The sequence below is a fragment of the Epilithonimonas hispanica genome (genome assembly GCF_003385395.1).
Classification (GTDB): Bacteria; Bacteroidota; Bacteroidia; order Flavobacteriales; family Weeksellaceae; genus Epilithonimonas; species Epilithonimonas hispanica.
Map to the genome: position 1 here is coordinate 26,796 of NZ_QNUG01000019.1, position 20,458 is coordinate 47,253.

A 20,458-nucleotide genomic window follows, 5' to 3' on the forward strand; every position below is an offset into this window, starting at 1 on the left:
TATAAAGTTTTTATGTTAATGCATTAAAATTAAAATTAAAATTAAAATTATGCAAGATTTTTTTGATTATTTCAATTTTTAGTGTGAATCAATGAAAATTAAAAACTTTGTAATCTGTCAGCATTGTGAAGGTTCCCAACATATTTTTTTCGAAATTCAATTCAAAATTCCGAACTTTGGAGACTAAACTAATTTCAACACAAAACTTTTAGCTTCGTTAAAATTGAAAATCTTTGATTTTCTTCGTGCCTTAAAAACACAAATTGAGGAAAATAATTCTTTGTACCTTAGTGTTAAACTAAACAAATCATTCATCAATTATAATAAAATGAAAATCATTTCCTACAACGTCAACGGAATCCGCGCAGCATTTACAAAAGACTTTTTGGGCTGGCTCAATGTCGCTAATCCAGATGTAATTTGTATCCAAGAAAGCAAAGCAGGAAATGACCAGATTGATATCGATAGTTTCGAAAAATTAGGCTATCATAGTTATTGGCATTCAGCAGTTAAGAAAGGTTACAGCGGAGTAGGAATAGCTTCCAAAGTAAAACCAAATCATGTAGAATATGGCTGTGGGATCGAAAGTTATGATAATGAAGGAAGAATTATCCGAGCGGATTTCGATGGGTTTTCTGTGATTTCGGTTTATGTTCCTTCGGCTTCTAATATCGAGAGATTAGATTTCAAGATGCAATTCTGTTTCGATTTCTTAGCTTATATCAAAAAACTCAGAAAAACCATCCCAAACTTGATTATCAGTGGAGATTTCAATATTTGTCACGAAGCGATTGATATTCATAATCCAATTGGTTTAGCCAACACTTCAGGCTTTCTTCCAATGGAACGAGAATGGATGACCAACTTTATGAATGAAAATAGTTTGACGGATAGTTTTAGATATTTCAATGACCAACCGGACCAATATTCTTGGTGGAGTTACAGAGCTGGTTCCAGAGCAAGAAACAAAGGCTGGCGTTTGGATTACAATTTCGTCTCGGAACCGTTGAAAGAAAAAATGACAAGAGCCGTGATTTTACCAGAAGTTAAACATTCTGACCATTGTCCAGTTCTGGTAGAATTCGAAATATAAATTTAATTCATAAATACAACAACTCTATAACGCTCAAACTCAAAACGTGCACGAACAATTCAATTTTATCATCGAGGTTTTAGGAACCATTTCTTTTGCAATGTCTGGTAGTTTTGCGGCAATGCAAAAACGTCTTGACCCTTTTGGTGTTTTGATTATTGCATTTGTGACTTCTGTTGGAGGAGGAACAGTCAGGGATTTACTTTTGGATGTTCCTGTTTTTTGGATGACAGATATGCTGACTTGTTCATTGATATTCTTCACTTGTGTTTTTTCTATGATTTTCAAATCCATTGAGAAAAACTTCAAAGTTACATTATTTATATTTGATAGTTTTGGGTTAGGATTATTCACAATTATTGGAATTCAGAAAGGGATTAATGAAGGTCTTCATCCGTTAATATGTCTCACTTTAGGAACAATTACAGGTTGTTTTGGAGGAATCATTCGAGATATTTTGTTGAATAGAATTCCTCTGGTTTTCCGGAAAGAAATCTATGCAACTGCTTGTATTGTAGGAGGGGGAATTTTTCTTCTTTTATCAAAATATTCTGTTCTCTCTTATGGATTGATTCAGATTTTTACGATTATTTTGATTGTCACTATCCGAACTCTCGCTGTAAAATACCATTGGCAAATCCCAAAATTTTATGGTTATGAGGAGAACAATGAAATGTAAAAACAAAAAAAGGATTGAAAATTATTTTCAATCCTTTTATATTTTATGTTAAGAGATTTAGTTGAATTTTCCTCTCATTCTCATATTCGGGTTATGCATATGTTTTTGCATTGTTGGCATTTTCATTTGATCTTTCATCATTTTGATTTGGTCGGTCATCATTCCTGCAGAATCTAGTTGTTTAGCTTCTTCCAGAAGTTTTTGAGCCTCGTTTTTTCTGCCTTTTGATAGAGCAGAAGCAGCCAAATTCAGTTTTGCCATTGCTCTGTCGTGTTTCATATTCAAGCCATAATCAAGAGCTTTTTTCATCAATCCTTCTGTTTTTGCAGGATGATCCTGAGCAGAAGTCAATGCTTGTAAATAATGAAAATATCCGTATTGACTTTTGTGAAGCTGAGATTTGTAATCTGTAATTTTAGATAAAAACTTAGACGCTTTTTCCATATTTTGTTTTCTCAATTGCCAAAAAGCTAAAAGAATATTCTCGTTTTTGAAGAACAATGCAATAGGAATTGCTGAAAGTACAACCAAAACGATTCCCCAGCCGATGTTACGGTTGAACATCAAATAAACACCCAAAGCGATAATTACAGCTGCTATTACAAATTTTATGTATTTGTTCATTTTTAAAATTTAGGTTGCAAAGATAAGAATTACCGAGAAGAATTCCGATAGTTATGATATTATGAATTTTCAGAAGAATTAAAAAACTCCCAAACGATTTTTGCTTTAGCTTTTCCAAGAATCTCTTCCAATGTTGCCAGGTCGGATTCTTTGATTCTTTTAACGGATTTTAGTTTCGATAAAAGTAGTTCGATAGATTTTGGTCCAACACCTTGGATTTCCTCCAGCTCAGATTTTATGGTTGAGTTCTTTCTTCGGGTTCTGTGGTGTTTAACACCAAAACGGTGAGACTCGTCTCTTACACGTTGCAGGATTTTCAAAGTTTCCGATTTTTTGTCTAGATACAACGGAATAGAATCTTCGGGAAAATAGATTTCTTCCAAACGTTTTGCAATCCCAATAATGGTGATTTTTCCGTAAAGTCCAAGCAGTTTCAAACTTTTAACAGCAGAAGATAATTGCCCTTTTCCTCCATCAATCAGTATCAGTTGTGGCAAAGGTTCGCCTTCGTCCAATAATCTTCTGTAACGTCTGTAGATCACTTCTTCCATTGTTGCAAAGTCATTCGGGCCTTCCACAGTTTTTGGATGGAAAATTCTGTAATCTGCTTTGCTTGGTTTCCCATCTTTGAAAACCACACAAGCCGAAACAGGATTAGTTCCTTGAATGTTGGAGTTATCAAAACCTTCAATATGTCTTGGTTCAACCGGCATATGCAAGAGTTTTTGCATCTCAGCCATTATTCGATTCGTGTGTCTTTCTGGATCGACGATTTGAACTTGTTTCAGTTTTTCAAGCCTATATTCTTTGGCGTTTTTCTCAGAAAGTTCCACGATTCTTTTTTTGTCACCGACTTTGGGAACAATCAATTTTACATTCGGGATTTCGATTCCAAGATGAAATGGAATTAATATTTCTCTCGATTCAGACAAAAACTTTTGACGAATTTCAATAATCGCTTCTTCCAGAATATCTTCATCACTTTCCTCTAAAACCTTCTTGATTTCTGTTGTAAAACTTTGTACGATAGAACCATTTCTTATTTTAAAATAATTGACATAAGCTGCAGTTTCATCACTCGTCATCCCAAAAACATCCACATCATCAATACTTGGATTCACAACCGTATGTTTTGCTTGATAATCATCTAATGACTCAATATTTTGCTTCAATATCTGTGCTTTCTCAAATTCTAGATTTGCAGCAAATCGATACATTCTATCTTCCAAATATTTCTTTGCAAATCGGAAATCTCCTTTGATAATTCCTCGGATTGCTTCTACTTTTTCGTCGTAGTCTTCCTTAGATTCTAGATCTTCACACGGGCCATTGCAATTTTTGATATGATATTCTAGACAGACTTTGTACTTTCCATCAGCAATTTTCTCAGGCGCAAGATTCAGATTACAAGTTCTAATTTTATAAAGATTTTTAATCGTATCAAGCAAAATTCTGGCAGGTCTTACTTTCGCATAAGGACCATAATATTCGGAACCGTCTTTTATTTTGGTTCTTGTCAGAAAAATGCGCGGGAAATCTTCATTCTTGATGCAAATCCACGGATAAGACTTATCGTCTTTCAGCATCACGTTGTAAAAAGGCTGATGTTCTTTGATGAGGTTATTCTCTAGCAAAAGTGCATCGTACTCGCTATTCACAACAGTTGTTTCCAATCTGTGGATTTTAGAAACCATAATCCTTGTCCGATAGCCATTCTGATTTTTGTTGAAATAGGAAAGCACTCTTTTGTTGAGTTGCTTAGCTTTTCCGACATACAAAAGCTGGTCGTTTTTATCATAATAACGATAAACGCCAGGCTCTTTAGGTAGGGTTTTGAGTTGAAGTTCTAGATTAGGATTCACTTTACAAATTTACGGAATGAATCTGAGTTTTGAAATTAGAAACTATAAAATGAAAAAAAGGCTTTGACAATAATGCCAAAGCCTCTCGATGTTGAAACTTAATTCAATTTATGAAAATCTAGATGTAGAATTATTTTTTATCAGCAACAAAAAGATCGTCTGCGTTTTCTGTAATAGGAACATATAGTCTTTCCCATTCTTTGCTGTTTACCATATCCCAACTGTGTCCTACACCAGTTGTATCCTCAGCTAAAAGTATAACGCCAGGTTCGATGATGAATGTTGAGCCATCGCTCACTTTGAATTTGATTTTGCCTTTCAATGTGATGACGTATTGTCTTCTAGGAGCTTTGTGAGTATTTTTTTCCCATTCTTCGGTTTTATTATTTATCCAAAAGGTTGTGGTATTCATGTGTTTCAGGGTTGGGATTGTTCCTCTTTCAAAAGAACTAGTACCATCTGGGTTACTGATTAATCTTACTGCAGGGATTGCGTTTTCGGATTCTTCTACTTTTACATTCACGTTTTTATGTGCTTTTTTTTGCGCATTCATTTGAGCTGTTGCTAATAGAGATAAAGATAAGAAGATCCCTTTGATAATGTTTTTCATTGTTTTTAAAATGTATTAATGTTGTTTTGATTTATTTGATATAAGCAGTGTCGTAAACTTTCATTTTTACGAAATAAGGTTTGTATTTTGCGACAAGAGCAAGATGCTCGGGCATTTTTCCGTAGGCTTCCAAGTCCTCCAAAGAATCGAACTCCATTGTACAATTGTAGGTGAAGGTCTGATCCAATACAGCTCTGGGAGATGATTTTGCAGGTATGCCATAATGTAGATTTTTCTGATAAGGCAATTTTGATAATCCTACGAAAAACTGCTCAAATTCTTTGACTTTTTCTGGTGGAAGAGCTGGGTCTAGCCAAAATAATAAGCTATGGAAGTGGGTTACTTTTTGTTCTGATTTCATAGGTGTATTTTTTGTTATTTGTTTCTGTGCATCCATGTTTGCTGCAACTAATAGAAATAAAGACAGGAAAAGTCCCTTGATAATATTTTTCATCTTTTTAATTTTAATTAAAGTCTATTCTGTATTTCAGAACAAACTGCCATTTTCTGTCTGTTACAACTGGACTGCTGTTAGCATCTGGCATGTAGATAGGGCGGTTTTGTGCATCAAATGTCAATCTAGAAGACATCCCATTGAAGAGTAGAGAGATTCCTGCATCATAGGTTACGACGTTATCTTTTAGTCCATCAAGATTTGAGATTTGAATACTTGCAGCAGGTTGCAATTGTAAAGTACTTTTAGACTTGTTGAAGTAAGGTAAAGTACCTCCAGCTTGTATGAAATAAGTGTTACCTGTCCCAACAATTGGAAATGCATTTCCGGCACCATTCAAACTTGCTTTTGTAGCATCAACACCAGAAGCAGGACTGTTGGTTCCAACGTATCTTACATAGTTTGGTCCATAATCGTTATGCATTGCCATTGCGTAAGCTGAGAATGATGTTCCTTTTTCTTTGTTGATAGGCGTATCATAGAAAACATCCACTGCAAGATTTTTCATATCATCATTAATGACATTGCTGGAAGCATCTTTATGATACAAAGCGTCTTTCAGATAATCGAAACCGGCGCCAAGTGCGAGAACTTTTTTCTTTCCACCATAAGTTCCGGAATTAAACGGAGAAGCAATACTTTCTTTGTCTAAGAATTGATATCTGAAATATCCAGAAAACTCTTTGTTAACAGAATTTTTGCTAAATGTTGCTACATTATATTTAGGGTCAGCAGAAGTATTGTTGTAAGGGTCAATAACTACCAATCGGTAATCGAATTTCCCTAATTGACCTCTCAAATATATCATTAGTCAGATTCAGGATATTTCTGAGCATAACTTGAATAAGCGGCTGGAGCTTCCAAAAACCAAGGATGAGTTGTACGATTTGAGTAAGTCATTCAACTCAACATTCAATAGATTGGAGAAGAGTTTTAATAATCACAGGAATTTTGTAAGTACCATTTCGCACGAGTTTAGAACACCATTGTCTATTTTGATAACAGAATTGGAATTGGCAAAAGAACTTAACAAAACCATAGACGATTATAAAATATCGATTGATAATGCATTGGAAGACGCTAACAGAGCTTCGGAACTTTCGTCTGCGTTGTTGGATTTTGCAAGAGCGAGTTACGATATTTCTCAAATTAATCTAAAAACTATCAGAGTAGATGAGGTTTTAGCAGATGCAAAACTGAATGTCATTAACAAAAACGGACAATATAGAGTAGCTATTCAATATGATAATGATGTGACGTCAGAATCTAGTTTTTTTGATATGGAAGGTAATCCTTATCTACTGCAGGTTGCATTTGTGAATTTGATAGAAAATGCCTGCAAATATTCTCGGGATAATACTTGTAATGTTAAGATTTCTAATGACGACAAAACTATTCAATTACATTTTAGTGATAACGGAGCAGGTATAGACTCCGAAGATATTCCTCATATTTTTGATTTGTTTTTCCGAGGAAAGAACAAAAAAAGTGAAAAAGGAAATGGAGTAGGTTTATCTATTGTTCATCAGATTATTACGATTCATAATGGTAAGATTGATGTAAAATCGAAGTTGGGAAAAGGTTCTGTTTTTTTAGTTTCTTTACCTTTAGAAATATAGGCGGGATTTATTTTGTAAGTTGTCAATTAGGAATTAAATTTGTTCTTGATACAATTATAAAATGAAAATCCTGCACACCGCCGATTGGCATCTTGGAAAACGTCTCGAAAATTTTTCCCGATTAGAAGAGCAAAAACTAGTTATGAAAGAACTGGTTGAGATTGTTGATTCCGAAAATATAGATTTGGTTTTGGTTGCTGGAGATTTGTTTGATAATTTCAATCCATCAACCGAAGCTGTAGAGTTGTTTTACAAAACTTTGAAACAATTGTCCAAAAATGGTGAACGTCCAGTTATCGCCATTGCAGGAAACCACGATTCACCAGATAGAATTGATGCTCCAAACCCACTCGCAAAAGAATGTGGGATTATTCTCATCGGTCATCCAAATGCCGAGGTTCCGATTTTTGAACTTGAACACTTTAAAATAATTAATACTGATAAAGGATTTATTGAACTAAAATTAAATCAATTCGATTACCCGATTCGAATTCTTCACACGGCTTACGCAAATGAAATTAGATTAAAAGAGTACCTCGGCGAAGACAACAAAGAAATCGCTCTGAATCAAATTCTAAAAGAAAATTGGCAAAATATTGCTGAAAATTATTGTGATGAAAATGGCGTGAATGTGCTTCTTACTCATCTTTTTATGATGAAAAAAGGAATGCCAAAACCAGAAGAACCAGAAGGCGAAAAACCGATTATGATTGGCAATGCGGATTTAATTTATTCTGAGATTATTCCGGAGCAGATTCAATATTCTGCGTTGGGACATTTACATAATTATCAAAATATTGGAACGGCTGAGAAACCTGTTGTTTACTCATCATCGTCGCTTTGTTATAGTTTTTCCGAAGCTGGACAAAAGAAATCTGTTACAATTATCGAAGCTAAACCGAATCAAAATGTCAGTCTTAAAAATATTCCTTTAACTCAAGGAAAAACATTATTTCGAAAAACATTTAATAACGTTGATAAAGCTGTTGATTGGCTTAAGGAAAACCAAGATTGCTTGATAGAATTAACTTTGGAAAGCGATACTTTTTTAAAAGCTGAAGACAGAAAATTACTCTATCAGACGCACAATGGTATTATTCATCTGATTCCAAAATTGAGGAATAAAATTGATGATTTAAGTCAAGCGGATATTAGTATCAATCTAAATCAGGATATTCAGGATTTGTTCAAAGATTATTTCAAATCGAAAAATCAAAATCAGGAACCTAATGATGAATTGTTGTCAATTTTCAAAGAGATAATTTAAAATGAAATGGCTTCGAGAGCCTCATCCTGACAATTTCCCAAACACACAAAACCTCAAAATCTCCAACTCAAAAAATGCTTCCAATAAAACTTACTATAGAAGGACTCTATTCTTACCAAACCCGTCAAATAATCGATTTTTCTGAACTGACTCAAGCTGGTTTATTCGGGATTTTTGGTTCTGTTGGTTCTGGAAAATCCTCGATTTTGGAAGCGGTAAGTTTTGCACTTTACGGTGAGACGGAAAGGATGAATAGCAAAGACAGCCGGGCTTATAATATGATGAATCTCCGCAGTAACAGGTCTTTCATCGAGTTTGATTTTCAGAATTATGAGAACAGAAAGTTTCGTGCTGTGCGAGAATTTAAAAGAAATTCCAAACGTTTTGATAAAGTTGAAATCTCTAATTCTATTTTCTACGAAGAAAAAAATAACGAATGGATTCCAATGGAACATAACAATGCCTCGGAAATTCTGGGTTTGAGTTATGATAATTTTAAGCGAACGATTATCATTCCGCAAGGTCAGTTTAAGGAGTTTTTGGAGTTGGGAGCAAGAGACAGAACGCAGATGATGAAGGAAATCTTTGGACTTCACAAGTATGATTTGCAGGATAAAGTCTCTGAATTGTCTAGAAGTAACGACGTATTTTTGGCTGAATTAAAAGGGAAACTGGGAACTTTTGAAGAAGTTTCTGAGGAATTGATTTATCAAAAAAGAGATGAAGCTGGCCTTTCAAAAATGAATTTTGAGAAAGAAAAAGAAATTCATAACCAACTTGAAACTCAATTTCAAAAGCTTAAAAATCTTAAAACTGATTCTGACAATCTTAAAATCAAAGAATCTGAATTTCAAATTAAGGAAAATGAGAATGAAAAATTTCAAAAACTTGAACAAGATTTGGAGGTTTTTGAAAACGCAGAACGGAGTTTCAAATCATTGTTGACGGAGCAAAAACGTTTGTCAATAGAGATTTCTAAGAATGTAAAAGTTCAGGAATTAACAAAGGTTGAATTTGATTCGCTTTCTGAAAATTTGAACAACTTAAAAAAGAATATTTCGAATTTAGAAAACGATTTCAATCAACTTGAAAATAGCAAGCAAAAAGCGATTGAATTATTGAGCATTTCTAAGGTTTTAGATTTTGAAATTCAGAAAAATTTGTTGTTAGAAAGAATTGGGAAGGGCGAAGAAACCATTTCAAATTCTAAATATAGAGAAATCGAGATTCAGAAAAATATTGATTCTGAAATTAATATTATATCTGATTTAAAATCGAAAAAAACAGATACAAAAATTCTGATGGAAGTTGAAAATTGGTTTCAGACCCAGAAAAATTTTCAAAATGAATTACACCAAAATCAAAAAAATATTAATTCTAAATTAGAAGAAATTGCAAGTCAAGAATCGTTACTAAATCAATTTCCCAAGAATTGGAAATCCGATTTTTCTGAAAAAATAACATCTCTGAATGAAAGAAAACTGAATCTTCAGAATCAGAAAAGTCATCTGGAATTGTCGCAAAAACTAGCAGAATTTGCTCAAAATATTGAAAGTGGAAAACCTTGTCCGCTTTGTGGCTCGACAGAACATCCAGAAATTTTGGTTTCTGAAAATGTTTTGGAATCAATGAAAAAATTGAATTCTGAAATTCTTGAAATTGAACAGGAACTTGAGAAAATCAGAATTGATGAATCTCAAGTAAGTAAAATTATTGAACTGAAGCAGGCTTTTAATAATCAGAAAGTTGAATTAGAAAATCAAAAATTAGAAACTGTGAAAAAATTGCAATTCCATTCGGAACAATTTATTTGGAAACAGTTTGATAAAGAGAATGAAAATAATTTTCAGATTCAAAAAAATCAAGCTTTGGAATTGGAAAAAAATATTTCTTCTGCGGAAAAAATTCTTGATGATAATCGGAAAATATTCGAAAATCAACAGAAAGAAACAAAACGTTTCGAAGATGCAATTGCTGAATTTAGAAATAAAAAAATCAGTTTAGAAACTTCGGTTTTTGACTTGAAAGTTAGTTTGAAAGTTCTTGATTTTAAAGATTTTGAAAATAGTAATTCAGAAGAAATCAAGATTGAATCTGAAACGTTATCCGAGAAAAACACTTCGGTAGAAAGTCAATATAAACAACTTCAAAAAGATTTGTTGGAAATCACTCCGAAAGTAGCTTCCAAGGAAACATTGCTTTCTCAGATTTCAAAGCATATTGTAGAACTTCAGAAATCGGAAAAAGAAAATACTGAGAAATTAGAATCTATTTTATCAAAATCTTCATTCAAAAATATTGAAGAAGTTGAAATAATCTTGGCTCAAGATTTTGATGTTCAGACGATAAGAAAAGAAATTCAGGATTTTAAAATCAGTTTCAATACGTTGAAAGAAATCATCAGTTCTTTGAAATTAAAACTAAAAGAATCTGATTTTGACGAATCTAGTTTCTTGGCAAAACAAGAATTGTTTTTGAGTTCCCAAGAGAATATCTCAGAATTACAAAAACAATTGACCATTGTAGAACAACAACTTTCTGACTTGCAAAAAAGCTTTGATATAAAGAAAGAATTGATTGTGGAACAGGATAAATTGATGCTGAGAAAGAGCAATCTTGATACGCTTTTTAATCTCTTCAAAGGTTCTGGTTTTGTGCAATATGTTTCATCGATTTATCTAAAACAGCTTTGTGATAATGCCAATGTGAGATTTCATAGAATGACAAAAAATCAATTGAGTCTTCAAATCAATGAAAAAAATGAGTTTGAAATCATTGATTATCTGAACGAAGGGAAAACCAGGAGTGTCAAGACTTTATCTGGAGGACAGAGTTTTCAGGTTTCGTTGAGTTTGGCTCTGGCTTTAGCAGAAAGTGTGCAGTCCCAGGCAAAATCGGATAAGAACTTTTTCTTTATTGATGAAGGTTTCGGAACGCAAGACCCGGAATCTGTGAATCTTGTTTTTGAAACGTTGATGAATCTCCAAAAAGAAAACCGAATTGTCGGAATCATTTCACACGTTGAAGAACTGAAAGAGAAAATCCCAATTTCTTTGAATGTTACCAAAGATGAGGAAAATGGAAGTTTTTTGAGTTTGAGAGTGGGAGAGTTTTAGAGTTTTGAAACGTTCAAAACTTGAATCTTTTTCCTTTGATCTTGTTTCTCTTTCTAAATCTTTCTATTCTTCGCTAACATTGGAATCGAAATTAAGCCCATTACGAGCATAATTAGGATTTGCAAAGGCAAAGTTATGAAAGAGTAGGCTAGACCTAATTCTCCGCCTTCAATCGCGTCTTTTCCCATAGAAATAAACAATGCAGTGAACCCGAATTTCATTGCGAGATTAAAAGCGCCAATTCCGCCACTTGCAGGGATAATCATTCCTAGTGTTCCGACAACTAAAATGAAACATCCATCAGCGGGAGTAAAATTAGAAGTTTCGGGAAGTGAGAAACATACTAAATAAGATGCGAAGAAATAACAAATCCAGATTCCTGCTGTCAAAAGAATGAATTTTCCTTTTTGACGAAGTTTAAAAATAGATTTTAAACCTTCGAATACACCTTTCGCAAAACCTATTAATTTGTCTTTTTTATAAATGAAAAGATATATTAAAGCTAAGATTATCAGAATTCCAATCGATATTTTTAAAAAGAAATAAAATTGTTCTAAATCAGTTATTCCAATTTTTAACAATTGTTGTTCAAACCAATTAAGTTCTTTTTTATCGTCCGGTTTTTGTTGTGTTGCTAATTTATAAAATGATAATAAGGTATCATATTTGAAAACTAATGTCAACAATGCAAAAATCCCCATACAGACCAAATCAACAACTCTTTCGAGAATAATCGTTCCAAAAGATTTGTCCACAGGAACTTTTTCTACGCCATAAAGTGCTGTTGAACGGGCAACTTCACCACTTCTGGGAATAGTCAAATTCATAAGATATCCGAAAGAAAGCGACCAAAGGGAATTACTATTGGAGATTTTGTAACCCATTGGTTCAAGAAGTAGATTCCATCTCACAGCTCGGAAAACGTAGGCTGAAACTCCAAAAATGCCTGCAAACAAAACCCACAGATAATTGGCTTTCTGTAAAGAATTTTTGATTTTATCAATGTCTAATCCTCTAAGTGCAACCCAGAGAAAAACAACTGCAATTGCAATAGAAATTAAAACTGTAAGAACGTTTTTGAGTACTGTTGGTTTCTTCTCTTCCAAGATATTGTTATGTTAGAAGATTAGTTTTTTCGTCCGGAAAAACGATTTTTGGTTGGAAGTCTTTGGCTTCCTCAGGAGTCATCTGTGCGTAGGCAATGATAATGATAGTGTCGTTTTTCTGGACTTTTCTCGCAGCAGGACCATTGAGACAGATTTCGCCAGACTTTCTTTTTCCTTTGATAACATAAGTGTCAAAACGCTCACCATTGTTAACATTTACAATGTAAACTCTTTCGCCTACTATCAAACCAGCAGCCTCAATAAGGTCTTCGTCTATAGTAATACTTCCGATGTAGTCAAGATCCGACGCAGTTACACGGACTCTGTGAATTTTCGATTTAAAAACTTCGATTAACATAGGTGCAAATTTACGCTAATAAATAAAATTGGAAAAGAAGATTTTATTTTAATTAATGTTTTTTAAAAAAACAGATTGGTTTTCGGTATTATTAATTGTTTTAAAATTGAGTTGTGTTTTTATGAAATTACAAATTTGGCACGATTTTGTATAGATTGTTTGTAGTTGATGATGGATATTAGATTATTTTGAAATATTATCATCTTTAAATCGACTATTTTCGTCAAAAGTCAATTTGTTAAAAAAACAATGTTTTTGAAAAAAAGATAAACACTTCGCTATTTTTTTTAAATTTATTTGCATGATATCAAAATTGTCTTATATTTGCTATAACAACATAACTTTAATTAATAAATATTATGAACAAGTCCGAATTAATCGACGCTATTGCGAAAGATGCAGAAATTACAAAGGCTGCTGCAAAAAAAGCTTTGGAATCATTTGTTGCTAACGTAACAGAAACACTTAAGAAAAAAGACGGTAAAGTATCTCTAGTAGGATTCGGTACTTTCTCAGTGTCTGAAAGAGCTGCTAGACAAGGTATCAACCCTGCAACTAAGAAGCCAATCAAAATTGAGGCTAAAACTGTTGCTAAGTTCAAGGCTGGAGCAGATTTAGCTACTGCTGTTTCTGGGGCTAAGAAAAAATAATTTTATTTGAGTTTATTCAAATAAAAAGCCGTCTTATGACGGTTTTTTTGTTTTTTATTGTTAAGGCTTAATCATTTTCATCATCCAATAGATGTCCAAAGTAGCTCTTTTTGGTTTTTAAGTAACCAAGGCTAGAGTCATTAGATTTGATTTGTAAAGGTATCCGGGAATTGAACTGAATCTTACTATCCTTTATAATCTGGATTTTTTCTGGATTATTGGTCATTAGATTTAGAGACTTTACATTCAATTGCTCTAGCATTTCTATAGCTATTCCAAAATCTCGATCATCTGCAGGTAAGCCTAGTTCTAGATTAGCTTGTACAGTATCCAAGCCTTTTTCCTGCAAAGCATAGGCTTTCAGTTTATTAATAATTCCGATATTCCTTCCTTCCTGCCTCAGGTATATGATTATACCTCCATTTTCTTGCATATATTGCATTGCAGAATTTAGTTGTTGTCCACACTCACATTTTTGTGAATGAAAAACTTCTCCAGTAATACATTCTGAATGGATTCTTACATTGACTGGTTGGCTGAGATCTGTGTTTTTAGCAATCAAAGCTATGTGAGGCATCCAGTCTTTTTCGTTTTCAGAAAAAGCCATCATTCTAAATTCCCCGAAATCTGTGGGAACGTTTGATTCTGCTTGTATTTGTAACATGAATTGAGCGGTCGTGAAGATTAATTAGATGACATAGAAGTACCTTCTGTTTTTGATTGAGATGCTTCTAGAAGATTGATATTAGTTTTAATCTTAACCATGTATCTGTTCAAGACCTCGTCATCATCTTTTATCATAAATTTTCTCAATTTTTGAATCTTTTTATAATATTTTTCAAAAGCTTCTAAAGATTTGTGCCTGGATGATTGATTGAAGTCGCGAACCGCACCCAGATAATCTGAAAGTGAAACTTTCAATGAAGAAACTTCTCTGTTGACCGCATCATTCCTGAATTTTGGAAATGTTGCAATCAAATTGGAAATAGAAGAGGCGTAAACTATAGCTTCCGGAGAAAGATATGCATAAGTATCTGAAACAGCACCATAATGTAACTCATCTGATGCTGCCGAACTTGTAGAACAAGAATCTATAACCGTAATTATTGCTAATATTGCTAAAAGTTTACTGAAACTTTTCATTTTTTCTGCATTTTTTGATACAGGATTGGGTTAAGACTTTCGTCGTTATACATTTTCATTTGCTTATAAAGCTTCATCTTAACTTTACCGTTTTCAATGTCAGAAAGCAATTGGTCTATTGCTGTAGAGAGATCTTTTTTCTGTTCCAAAAGTACATTTAGCTTCTGGGTACATTGTGATTTATGTTCTTCTGAAGCGTCTTCACGAGATGCCTCTATAGACATGTGATATATTTTCAAAGATAAAATCGAAAATCTATCTATACACCAAGCTGGAGTTTCGCTGTTGATTCTTGCGTCTGTATTAGGAGTAATATTTTCGAAGCTTTTATAAAACCAAAAATCAATTTGTTCTACCAAATCTGTTCTTTTTTGATTCAGTTTGTCAATTCTTCTTTTGATTTTTAAAGCTTCTGAAGGATCTATATCTTCTTCTCTGATAATATCTTCCAAGTGCCATTGAACGGTATCAATCCAATTCTTTGAATACAAAATCCATTCCAAACTATTAGCTTGGAATGGATTGATTTCTTCAGAATTAACATCGTCATTAATATGATAATCATTAACCGATTGGTTAAAAATTTCCCAAGATTTTTCTGTTAAGCTCATTAATAATTCTTATTGGTTTTGGTCATTAGTTGTAGAAGAATTATCTTTCTTCTTGATGTCATCTTCTTTTACAGCGTCTTTAAACTCTTTGATGCCAGAACCTAGACCCTTCATTAATTCAGGTATTTTTTTTCCTCCGAATAATAAAAGCAAAATCAAAGCAACGATTAATATATGTTGCCAAGATAGACTTAATATAACTGTTGATATTATCATCTTAATTTTTTTGCAAAGTTAAATTATTTTTTAATACGAAACCCAACCTAGTGGATCTACAGGGTCTGTACCTTTCCATACTTGGAAATCTAAAGTTATAGAATCATCAAAATCACTGCCAATCTCTCCAATAGGAGTTCCAGCGGAAACTTGTTGACCCGATTTTACTAGTGTGCTCGCAAGGTTGGAGTATACAGTAAAATAACTTCCGTGTTTTACAACAACAGTTCTAGTTCCGTTGATGGCCTGTATGCTGGATACAACACCTGGAAACACGCAACGTGCTTTGGTTCCAGGAGAAACAGCAATCTTAATTCCTATATTGTCTTCAACTATATTTTTGAAAACAGGATGAGGTTGTCTTCCAAATCTGTGAGTAACGCTACCTTTTTCTACAGGAAAAGTTATTTTTCCTTTATTGTCCGCAAAATTACTTCCCACAGTAGAGCCTACATCATAACTTTTCATTATTTTTTTCTCAGCGGCTTCTTTTGCATCTTCATTCTTTTTGTTGATAGCATCTTCATTAGCTTTTGCAGCTGCTAATCTATCTGCTTTTTCTTTTGCTAATGCAGCTGCTTCTCTCGATGCTTTTTCTGCGGCCGCTTTTCTTTCAGCTGTTTTATTAGATTCTACTAATTTTCTTTCTTCTTCGGCTCTTTTAGCTGAGAGTTCCGCCGCTTTTCTCGCTTCTGCTTCAGCTCTTTTTCTTTCAGCTTCAGCCGCCGCTATTCTAGCTCTATTTTCTGCTTCTATTCTTTCTTTTTCTTTTTTAGCTGCAATCTCCGCTAACCTTTTTCTTTCCGCTTCCGCTTTTTTCTCAGCTTCTTCTTTTGCTTTAGCAAGACGTATTTCTTCAGCAATAATATTGGCAATCTGTCTTTGGAGTTCTTTCTGTTGAGTTTGCTTTTGTCTTAGTTCAGCGGTTAGTTTAGATTCATTTTTCTTGAACTCATTCAACAGATCTTGTTTTTGTTGTCTCTCGATTTCTATTGTAGCAAGATCTTTTTTCTGAGAAACTAGAAGGTTGTCTTTTTCCGAAACAGATCTTTTCTTGAGAGCAATGTTTTTCTTGATTTCGTTAGCTTTATTGGATATCTCAGCCGCTTTTTTGTCTTGATATTCTGAGTATCTTTTCAAGTATTCTATCCTAGTCAAAGCTTCTCCCATATTTTTGGAAGAAAGAATGAAAGTCACTTTGTTTTGAACACCTTTTGTTTTGTAAGCTTTTACAAGAATCTCAGCATAATTTTTTCTGAGAACTTCCAACTCGCGATTGTTTTTATTGATTTCCAACTGACGTTTGTATATATCGTCTTCTATATATCTTTTTTCTTTCTGAGTGTTGTTGTAAACCTTCTCACGTAGTGTGAGTTTTTGATTTACAGCATTAAGATATGCAATGGAAAGTTTGGATTCTTTTTTTGTTTGGCTCAAAGTCGTATTGAGGGAAGAAATTTGCTTCTTCAAATCAGCATTTTGTTTTTGCAAAACCTCTTTGTCTTTCTGAGGGTTTTGTCCAAATACGCTTCCGAAAAGGATGATACTTATAAAAAAACTTAATTTCTTAATCATTTAATCTCTGTCTTTTTGTAATTGGCAGGAACGGAATAAGTAGTTTCCATCCGGGAAAAATCAAATTTCGTATTTTCTAAGAATATTTCGTCTGTTTTATCGGCTTTTATAATTATTTTAACACTTTTTGGAAAGCTTTCATTATTGAGAATTTCTCGGTTAGAATAAGTAATATCAAGCTGATTGTTATTGCCAATGTTTGTTAATAAAACATGATTCAAATTCAACTCTTGGTCGTAATCCAATGATATCTTGTACTCGGTAGTTTTTCCATTTTCGGTGATTTTTTGAGTTTGTTTTGAAGTCAAATTAAAACCGTTGGCGTTTTGTGTCAAATTGTAATCATTATCTGAAACTGGGATGAATGTCTTTCCTAAAAGTAGATTCTGCAAAGCATTATAATCGATAAAATTGACATTCAAAAGCTTGTTGAGATAGCCAAAATCAGAATCGATGTAAGTTTTATCCAATTTATAATAACCTTTGATCCCTTCTGGAGTTGCAACACCTCTTGCAGCAGGGATAAATACTGCTACAAGATTCATCCATACTTTTTTACCATTTTCTATATAAATAACAGCATCTAAAGTTGGGATGAAAGAACCTGTTTTTGCATCTATTTTACTATTGATTTTAACAGCATCAAAATTGGATTTTTTTTCTATTGATGAGAAAAATTGGGCTTTGTTATCAATTGCTTTAGTCGTACTGACTGTATTATTTTGAATCGTTTTCTTTTGAACACTACAAGAAGTGAAAGCTAGTGCAGAAAGTATAGTTAAAATATATGGTTTCATAAACTCTTTTTAAGGAAGGTCTAACAATATTAACGCCAAAAATAGGCTAATATTTTCAGATTGGTATCTAAAAAAAACTTTGCCAAAGTAATATACCTTGACAAAGCTGATATGTTATTAATTAGAAATTAATCTTTAGAAACGAAATCTAAAACTGAATAATCTCCCAAAGAAATCTCTCTTGCAACACCAAAGTACTTTGCGGAGTTTCCGATCATAGAATTACTTAGGTTTCCGTGGTCTATGATTGTGTTTTCCTGGATCAAAGAGTTATCAATATTTGAATTAATAATAACTGTGTTATTTCCAAGAGAAACATTTGGACCTATTTTGGAATTTAAAATTTTCACATTTTCACCAATGAAACAAGGTGGGATAATCATACAGTTTTCAATTACTGCAGACTCAGGATATTTTGCCATGCATTCCTTTTCGTACTCCAAGATTTTGCTATTGGTCTCAACTGTTGCTGTTTTGTTTCCACAGTCCATCCAATCGTCAACTTTCCCAAGAGAGAATTTAGCACCTTTAGCTCGCAGGTTTTCCAAAGCTGTTGTTAATTGATATTCGCCACCATCAGTAATATTATTTTCAATAATATAATCAATCTCTGCCATCAATTTTTCAGCAGAATTGAAGTAATAGATTCCTATAATCGCAAGGTCAGAAACATATTCTTTTGGTTTTTCTACAAAATCTGTAATGAAACCATAATCATCCAATTTTACAACGCCAAAAGCTGAAGGGTCTTCTACTTTTTTTACCCAAATCACACCATCAGCGTTTGTGTCTAAGTGGAAATCTGCACGGAATAATGTGTCAGCAAATGCAATGATTACACGACCACTCATACTTTCTCTTGCACAATTGATAGCATGGGCTGTTCCAAGAGGCTCGGTTTGGGAATAGATACTTCCTTTTGCACCAAGGTTTTCTGCCACTTTAATAAGAGACGCTTCTACCTCCGGACCAAAATCTCCGATGATGAAGGCAATCTCTTCAATAGTTTCATTGGCTACTTTTGCAATATCCTCTACCAATCTTTGAACAATTGGTTTTCCTGCGATGGGGATCAATGGTTTTGGAACCGTTAATGTGTGTGGTCTAAGTCTGGATCCGCGTCCAGCCATTGGAACTATTATTTTCATAACTTTTTAGTTTGTAAGTTGGTTGTTAGTTTAGTTTATAATTAGTTTGAGTTGTTATTTTATTCCAATTTTATTAAGGATTTTCTTAGGAATTAACTTTTCCTTTCTTAGCAAGAAGATTGCCAAAATTAGAAATATAAGATTACCCAACCAAATGTTTTCTTTTAAATATTGATAATACACAAGCGATATCAACATAGTTATCAGAATAACAAGAGAGTTTTTGTAAATATTGTAAGGAACTGGATATTTACGTTGTCCCCAAATGTAGGATATCACCATCATTGTGAAATAACTCGCAATGGTTGCCCAAGTTGAAGCCCAATATCCATATTTTGGTATAAAATAGAAATTAATGAGAATTGTAATCAATACTCCAATTGCTGAAATATATGCTCCGATAATCGTTTTATCCGTCAACTTATACCAAATAGAAAGATTAAGATAAATTCCTAAAAATAAACTGGCGAAGAATAAAATCGGTAGAATTCCAATACCTTCATAATATTCTGGATTGTTGATGTAAACTTTTGCAATCCAATCAAGATTGACAGATAAAAATAGAACAATAAGACAATTGATAGCAATGAAAATATCCATCAGTTTCACATACATTTCTTTAGCATTTTCCTTTTTAGAATTACTAAAGAAAAATGGTTCTATTCCTAAAGAATAAGCCTGTCTGAAAAGAATTACAAAAGTCACCACTTTGGCAACGCCTCCATAGATTCCCAATTGATGCCTTGCAATTTCTTCAGGTAAAAGGAATTTCAAAAATTGTCTGTCAAATGTTTCATTAATAATTCCAGCCAAACCTGCAATGGTAATTGGCCAAGAGTATTTTATCATTTTTTTCCAGAGTTCCAAAGAAAAATATTTGATTCTTGCAATGAAAAGCTCTTTTGATAGCATCAAGAATGTAATAGAACTTGCAACAAGATTCGCTACAAAAACATAACCGATTCCAAATTCTGAACTGTATTTTAAACCGAAAATTCCATTTGGATATTTTGGAAGAATGATGATGAAAAATACGACCAAAAGGAAATTAACAATTCCGTTTGTAATTCTTATTCCGGCATATTTTAAAGGTCTTTCGTTTTTCCTTAGCATTACAAAAGGCATCGCACAAAAAGCATCCAAAGCCAAAGTTACGGTTAAGATTGCCAACAAGTCCACTTGGTCTGGCGTTTTGAAAGCGTCTGCCAATGGTTGTCTGTAAAATAATGTGAAAATCAAATAAACTAAAGTCACCGCCAAAACACTGAAGAATGAAGTCGAAATCAGTTTTCTATCATCTTTCTCGTCCAAAGCAAAACGGAAAAAAGTCGTTTCCATTCCGTGAGTTAGAAGCACAGCAATAACGCCAGCCACCGAATAAAAATCGGCAAATGGAGAATACGCTGTTGGTCCAAAAGTTCTCGTAATAATTGGATTAATAACGAATGGGAAAAGCCTGATAATCACAGTCGTTAATCCATAAAGAGCAGTTTGTCCGAGAAGTTTTTTCATTTTGATTTCAGTTCGAAA

At 33.3% G+C, this 20,458-nt stretch carries 21 protein-coding genes; 6 read left to right on the forward strand and 15 right to left on the reverse strand.

Annotation, left to right across the window (positions count from 1 at the left end; genetic code table 11):
- Positions 1-328: 328 nt before the first annotated feature.
- Entirely contained in the window at positions 329-1,093 is a 765-nt protein-coding gene (locus tag DRF58_RS10320) for an exodeoxyribonuclease III (RefSeq protein WP_116035278.1), read from the forward strand.
- A 46-nt stretch (positions 1,094-1,139) separates the two neighbouring features.
- Entirely contained in the window at positions 1,140-1,772 is a 633-nt protein-coding gene (locus DRF58_RS10325; RefSeq protein ID WP_116035220.1) for a trimeric intracellular cation channel family protein, read from the forward strand.
- Between the two features lie 57 nt (positions 1,773-1,829).
- Here the strand turns inward: DRF58_RS10325 and DRF58_RS10330 are convergent, their stop codons facing one another.
- From DRF58_RS10330 to DRF58_RS10350, 5 genes are all read right to left on the reverse strand, one after another.
- Positions 1,830-2,396, reverse strand: coding sequence for a DUF2892 domain-containing protein (locus DRF58_RS10330; protein ID WP_116035221.1), 567 nt, complete (start codon positions 2,394-2,396; stop codon positions 1,830-1,832).
- Positions 2,397-2,455: 59 nt separating this feature from the next.
- Positions 2,456-4,258 carry an excinuclease ABC subunit UvrC gene (gene uvrC / locus DRF58_RS10335; protein ID WP_116035223.1) on the reverse strand — a complete coding sequence of 601 codons (1,803 nt, stop codon included), beginning with the start codon at positions 4,256-4,258 and terminating at the stop codon, positions 2,456-2,458.
- Between the two features lie 130 nt (positions 4,259-4,388).
- The gene (locus DRF58_RS10340; protein ID WP_245955402.1) at positions 4,389-4,868 is read right to left on the reverse strand and encodes a cupin domain-containing protein; all 480 of its coding nucleotides are present in this window, start codon (positions 4,866-4,868) and stop codon (positions 4,389-4,391) included.
- Between the two features lie 31 nt (positions 4,869-4,899).
- A complete protein-coding gene (locus tag DRF58_RS10345) occupies positions 4,900-5,322 on the reverse strand; it encodes a Dabb family protein (RefSeq protein WP_116035225.1) in 423 nt (140 codons plus the stop codon).
- Between the two features lie 10 nt (positions 5,323-5,332).
- Positions 5,333-6,130, reverse strand: coding sequence for a hypothetical protein (locus tag DRF58_RS10350; protein ID WP_116035226.1), 798 nt, complete (start codon positions 6,128-6,130; stop codon positions 5,333-5,335).
- A 112-nt stretch (positions 6,131-6,242) separates the two neighbouring features.
- On the opposite strand from DRF58_RS10350, the gene DRF58_RS10355 reads away from it, so the two are divergent.
- From DRF58_RS10355 to DRF58_RS10365, 3 genes are all read left to right on the forward strand, one after another.
- A complete protein-coding gene (locus tag DRF58_RS10355; protein WP_157966724.1) occupies positions 6,243-6,941 on the forward strand; it encodes a sensor histidine kinase in 699 nt (232 codons plus the stop codon).
- 61 nt (positions 6,942-7,002) lie between these two features.
- Positions 7,003-8,208 (forward strand): metallophosphoesterase family protein, encoded by a 1,206-nt coding sequence (gene sbcD, locus DRF58_RS10360; protein WP_116035229.1) that lies wholly within the window; start codon positions 7,003-7,005, stop codon positions 8,206-8,208.
- 74 nt (positions 8,209-8,282) lie between these two features.
- Positions 8,283-11,324, forward strand: coding sequence for an AAA family ATPase (locus tag DRF58_RS10365; RefSeq protein ID WP_116035231.1), 3,042 nt, complete (start codon positions 8,283-8,285; stop codon positions 11,322-11,324).
- 53 nt (positions 11,325-11,377) lie between these two features.
- Here DRF58_RS10365 and DRF58_RS10370 read toward each other — a convergent pair whose 3' ends face one another.
- The gene (locus tag DRF58_RS10370) at positions 11,378-12,433 is read right to left on the reverse strand and encodes a lysylphosphatidylglycerol synthase transmembrane domain-containing protein (RefSeq protein WP_379883840.1); all 1,056 of its coding nucleotides are present in this window, start codon (positions 12,431-12,433) and stop codon (positions 11,378-11,380) included.
- Positions 12,434-12,437: 4 nt separating this feature from the next.
- A complete protein-coding gene (gene panD / locus DRF58_RS10375) occupies positions 12,438-12,788 on the reverse strand; it encodes an aspartate 1-decarboxylase (protein ID WP_116035234.1) in 351 nt (116 codons plus the stop codon).
- A 359-nt stretch (positions 12,789-13,147) separates the two neighbouring features.
- Between panD and DRF58_RS10380 the strand changes: the two genes are divergently transcribed.
- Positions 13,148-13,438, forward strand: coding sequence for an HU family DNA-binding protein (locus DRF58_RS10380; RefSeq protein WP_116035236.1), 291 nt, complete (start codon positions 13,148-13,150; stop codon positions 13,436-13,438).
- 67 nt (positions 13,439-13,505) lie between these two features.
- Here DRF58_RS10380 and ribA read toward each other — a convergent pair whose 3' ends face one another.
- The 8 genes from ribA to DRF58_RS10420 all read right to left on the reverse strand — a co-directional run bounded on the left by ribA (position 13,506) and on the right by DRF58_RS10420 (position 20,440).
- A complete protein-coding gene (ribA, locus tag DRF58_RS10385; protein ID WP_116035238.1) occupies positions 13,506-14,102 on the reverse strand; it encodes a GTP cyclohydrolase II in 597 nt (198 codons plus the stop codon).
- Positions 14,103-14,122: 20 nt separating this feature from the next.
- A complete protein-coding gene (locus DRF58_RS10390; RefSeq protein ID WP_245955403.1) occupies positions 14,123-14,581 on the reverse strand; it encodes a hypothetical protein in 459 nt (152 codons plus the stop codon).
- Positions 14,578-15,192, reverse strand: a complete 615-nt coding sequence (locus DRF58_RS10395; RefSeq protein WP_116035239.1) for a DUF4254 domain-containing protein — start codon at positions 15,190-15,192, stop codon at positions 14,578-14,580. The genes DRF58_RS10390 and DRF58_RS10395 overlap by 4 nt, the downstream gene beginning before the upstream one ends.
- Before the next feature lie 9 nt (positions 15,193-15,201).
- Positions 15,202-15,408, reverse strand: a complete 207-nt coding sequence (locus DRF58_RS10400; RefSeq protein WP_168926416.1) for a twin-arginine translocase TatA/TatE family subunit — start codon at positions 15,406-15,408, stop codon at positions 15,202-15,204.
- 30 nt (positions 15,409-15,438) lie between these two features.
- Positions 15,439-16,983, reverse strand: a complete 1,545-nt coding sequence (locus tag DRF58_RS10405; protein ID WP_116035241.1) for a peptidoglycan DD-metalloendopeptidase family protein — start codon at positions 16,981-16,983, stop codon at positions 15,439-15,441.
- On the reverse strand, positions 16,980-17,780 hold the full coding sequence (locus tag DRF58_RS10410) for a DUF4292 domain-containing protein (RefSeq protein WP_116035242.1): 801 nt from the start codon (positions 17,778-17,780) through the stop codon (positions 16,980-16,982). The genes DRF58_RS10405 and DRF58_RS10410 overlap by 4 nt, the downstream gene beginning before the upstream one ends.
- Positions 17,781-17,908: 128 nt before the next feature.
- On the reverse strand, positions 17,909-18,928 hold the full coding sequence (locus tag DRF58_RS10415) for a sugar phosphate nucleotidyltransferase (RefSeq protein WP_116035244.1): 1,020 nt from the start codon (positions 18,926-18,928) through the stop codon (positions 17,909-17,911).
- Between the two features lie 54 nt (positions 18,929-18,982).
- Positions 18,983-20,440: a lipopolysaccharide biosynthesis protein gene (locus DRF58_RS10420; protein WP_116035246.1), complete on the reverse strand. Its 1,458-nt coding sequence runs from the start codon at positions 20,438-20,440 to the stop codon at positions 18,983-18,985.
- Positions 20,441-20,458: the final 18 nt, after the last annotated feature.

Bases quoted from the DNA above. Each gene is read 5' to 3' on its own strand.
- DRF58_RS10390 (WP_245955403.1), bottom strand. From the start codon at position 14,581: ATGAAAAGTTTCAGTAAACTTTTAGCAATATTAGCAATAATTACGGTT.
- DRF58_RS10380 (WP_116035236.1), top strand. From the start codon at position 13,148: ATGAACAAGTCCGAATTAATCGACGCTATTGCGAAAGATGCAGAAATT.
- DRF58_RS10420 (WP_116035246.1), bottom strand. From the start codon at position 20,440: ATGAAAAAACTTCTCGGACAAACTGCTCTTTATGGATTAACGACTGTG.
- DRF58_RS10340 (WP_245955402.1), bottom strand. From the start codon at position 4,868: ATGAAAAACATTATCAAAGGGATCTTCTTATCTTTATCTCTATTAGCA.
- DRF58_RS10330 (WP_116035221.1), bottom strand. From the start codon at position 2,396: ATGAACAAATACATAAAATTTGTAATAGCAGCTGTAATTATCGCTTTG.
- DRF58_RS10350 (WP_116035226.1), bottom strand. From the start codon at position 6,130: ATGATATATTTGAGAGGTCAATTAGGGAAATTCGATTACCGATTGGTA.
- DRF58_RS10405 (WP_116035241.1), bottom strand. From the start codon at position 16,983: ATGATTAAGAAATTAAGTTTTTTTATAAGTATCATCCTTTTCGGAAGC.
- ribA (WP_116035238.1), bottom strand. From the start codon at position 14,102: ATGTTACAAATACAAGCAGAATCAAACGTTCCCACAGATTTCGGGGAA.
- DRF58_RS10410 (WP_116035242.1), bottom strand. From the start codon at position 17,780: ATGAAACCATATATTTTAACTATACTTTCTGCACTAGCTTTCACTTCT.
- DRF58_RS10395 (WP_116035239.1), bottom strand. From the start codon at position 15,192: ATGAGCTTAACAGAAAAATCTTGGGAAATTTTTAACCAATCGGTTAAT.
- DRF58_RS10415 (WP_116035244.1), bottom strand. From the start codon at position 18,928: ATGAAAATAATAGTTCCAATGGCTGGACGCGGATCCAGACTTAGACCA.
- panD (WP_116035234.1), bottom strand. From the start codon at position 12,788: ATGTTAATCGAAGTTTTTAAATCGAAAATTCACAGAGTCCGTGTAACT.
- sbcD (WP_116035229.1), top strand. From the start codon at position 7,003: ATGAAAATCCTGCACACCGCCGATTGGCATCTTGGAAAACGTCTCGAA.
- DRF58_RS10320 (WP_116035278.1), top strand. From the start codon at position 329: ATGAAAATCATTTCCTACAACGTCAACGGAATCCGCGCAGCATTTACA.
- DRF58_RS10400 (WP_168926416.1), bottom strand. From the start codon at position 15,408: ATGATAATATCAACAGTTATATTAAGTCTATCTTGGCAACATATATTA.
- DRF58_RS10345 (WP_116035225.1), bottom strand. From the start codon at position 5,322: ATGAAAAATATTATCAAGGGACTTTTCCTGTCTTTATTTCTATTAGTT.
- DRF58_RS10365 (WP_116035231.1), top strand. From the start codon at position 8,283: ATGCTTCCAATAAAACTTACTATAGAAGGACTCTATTCTTACCAAACC.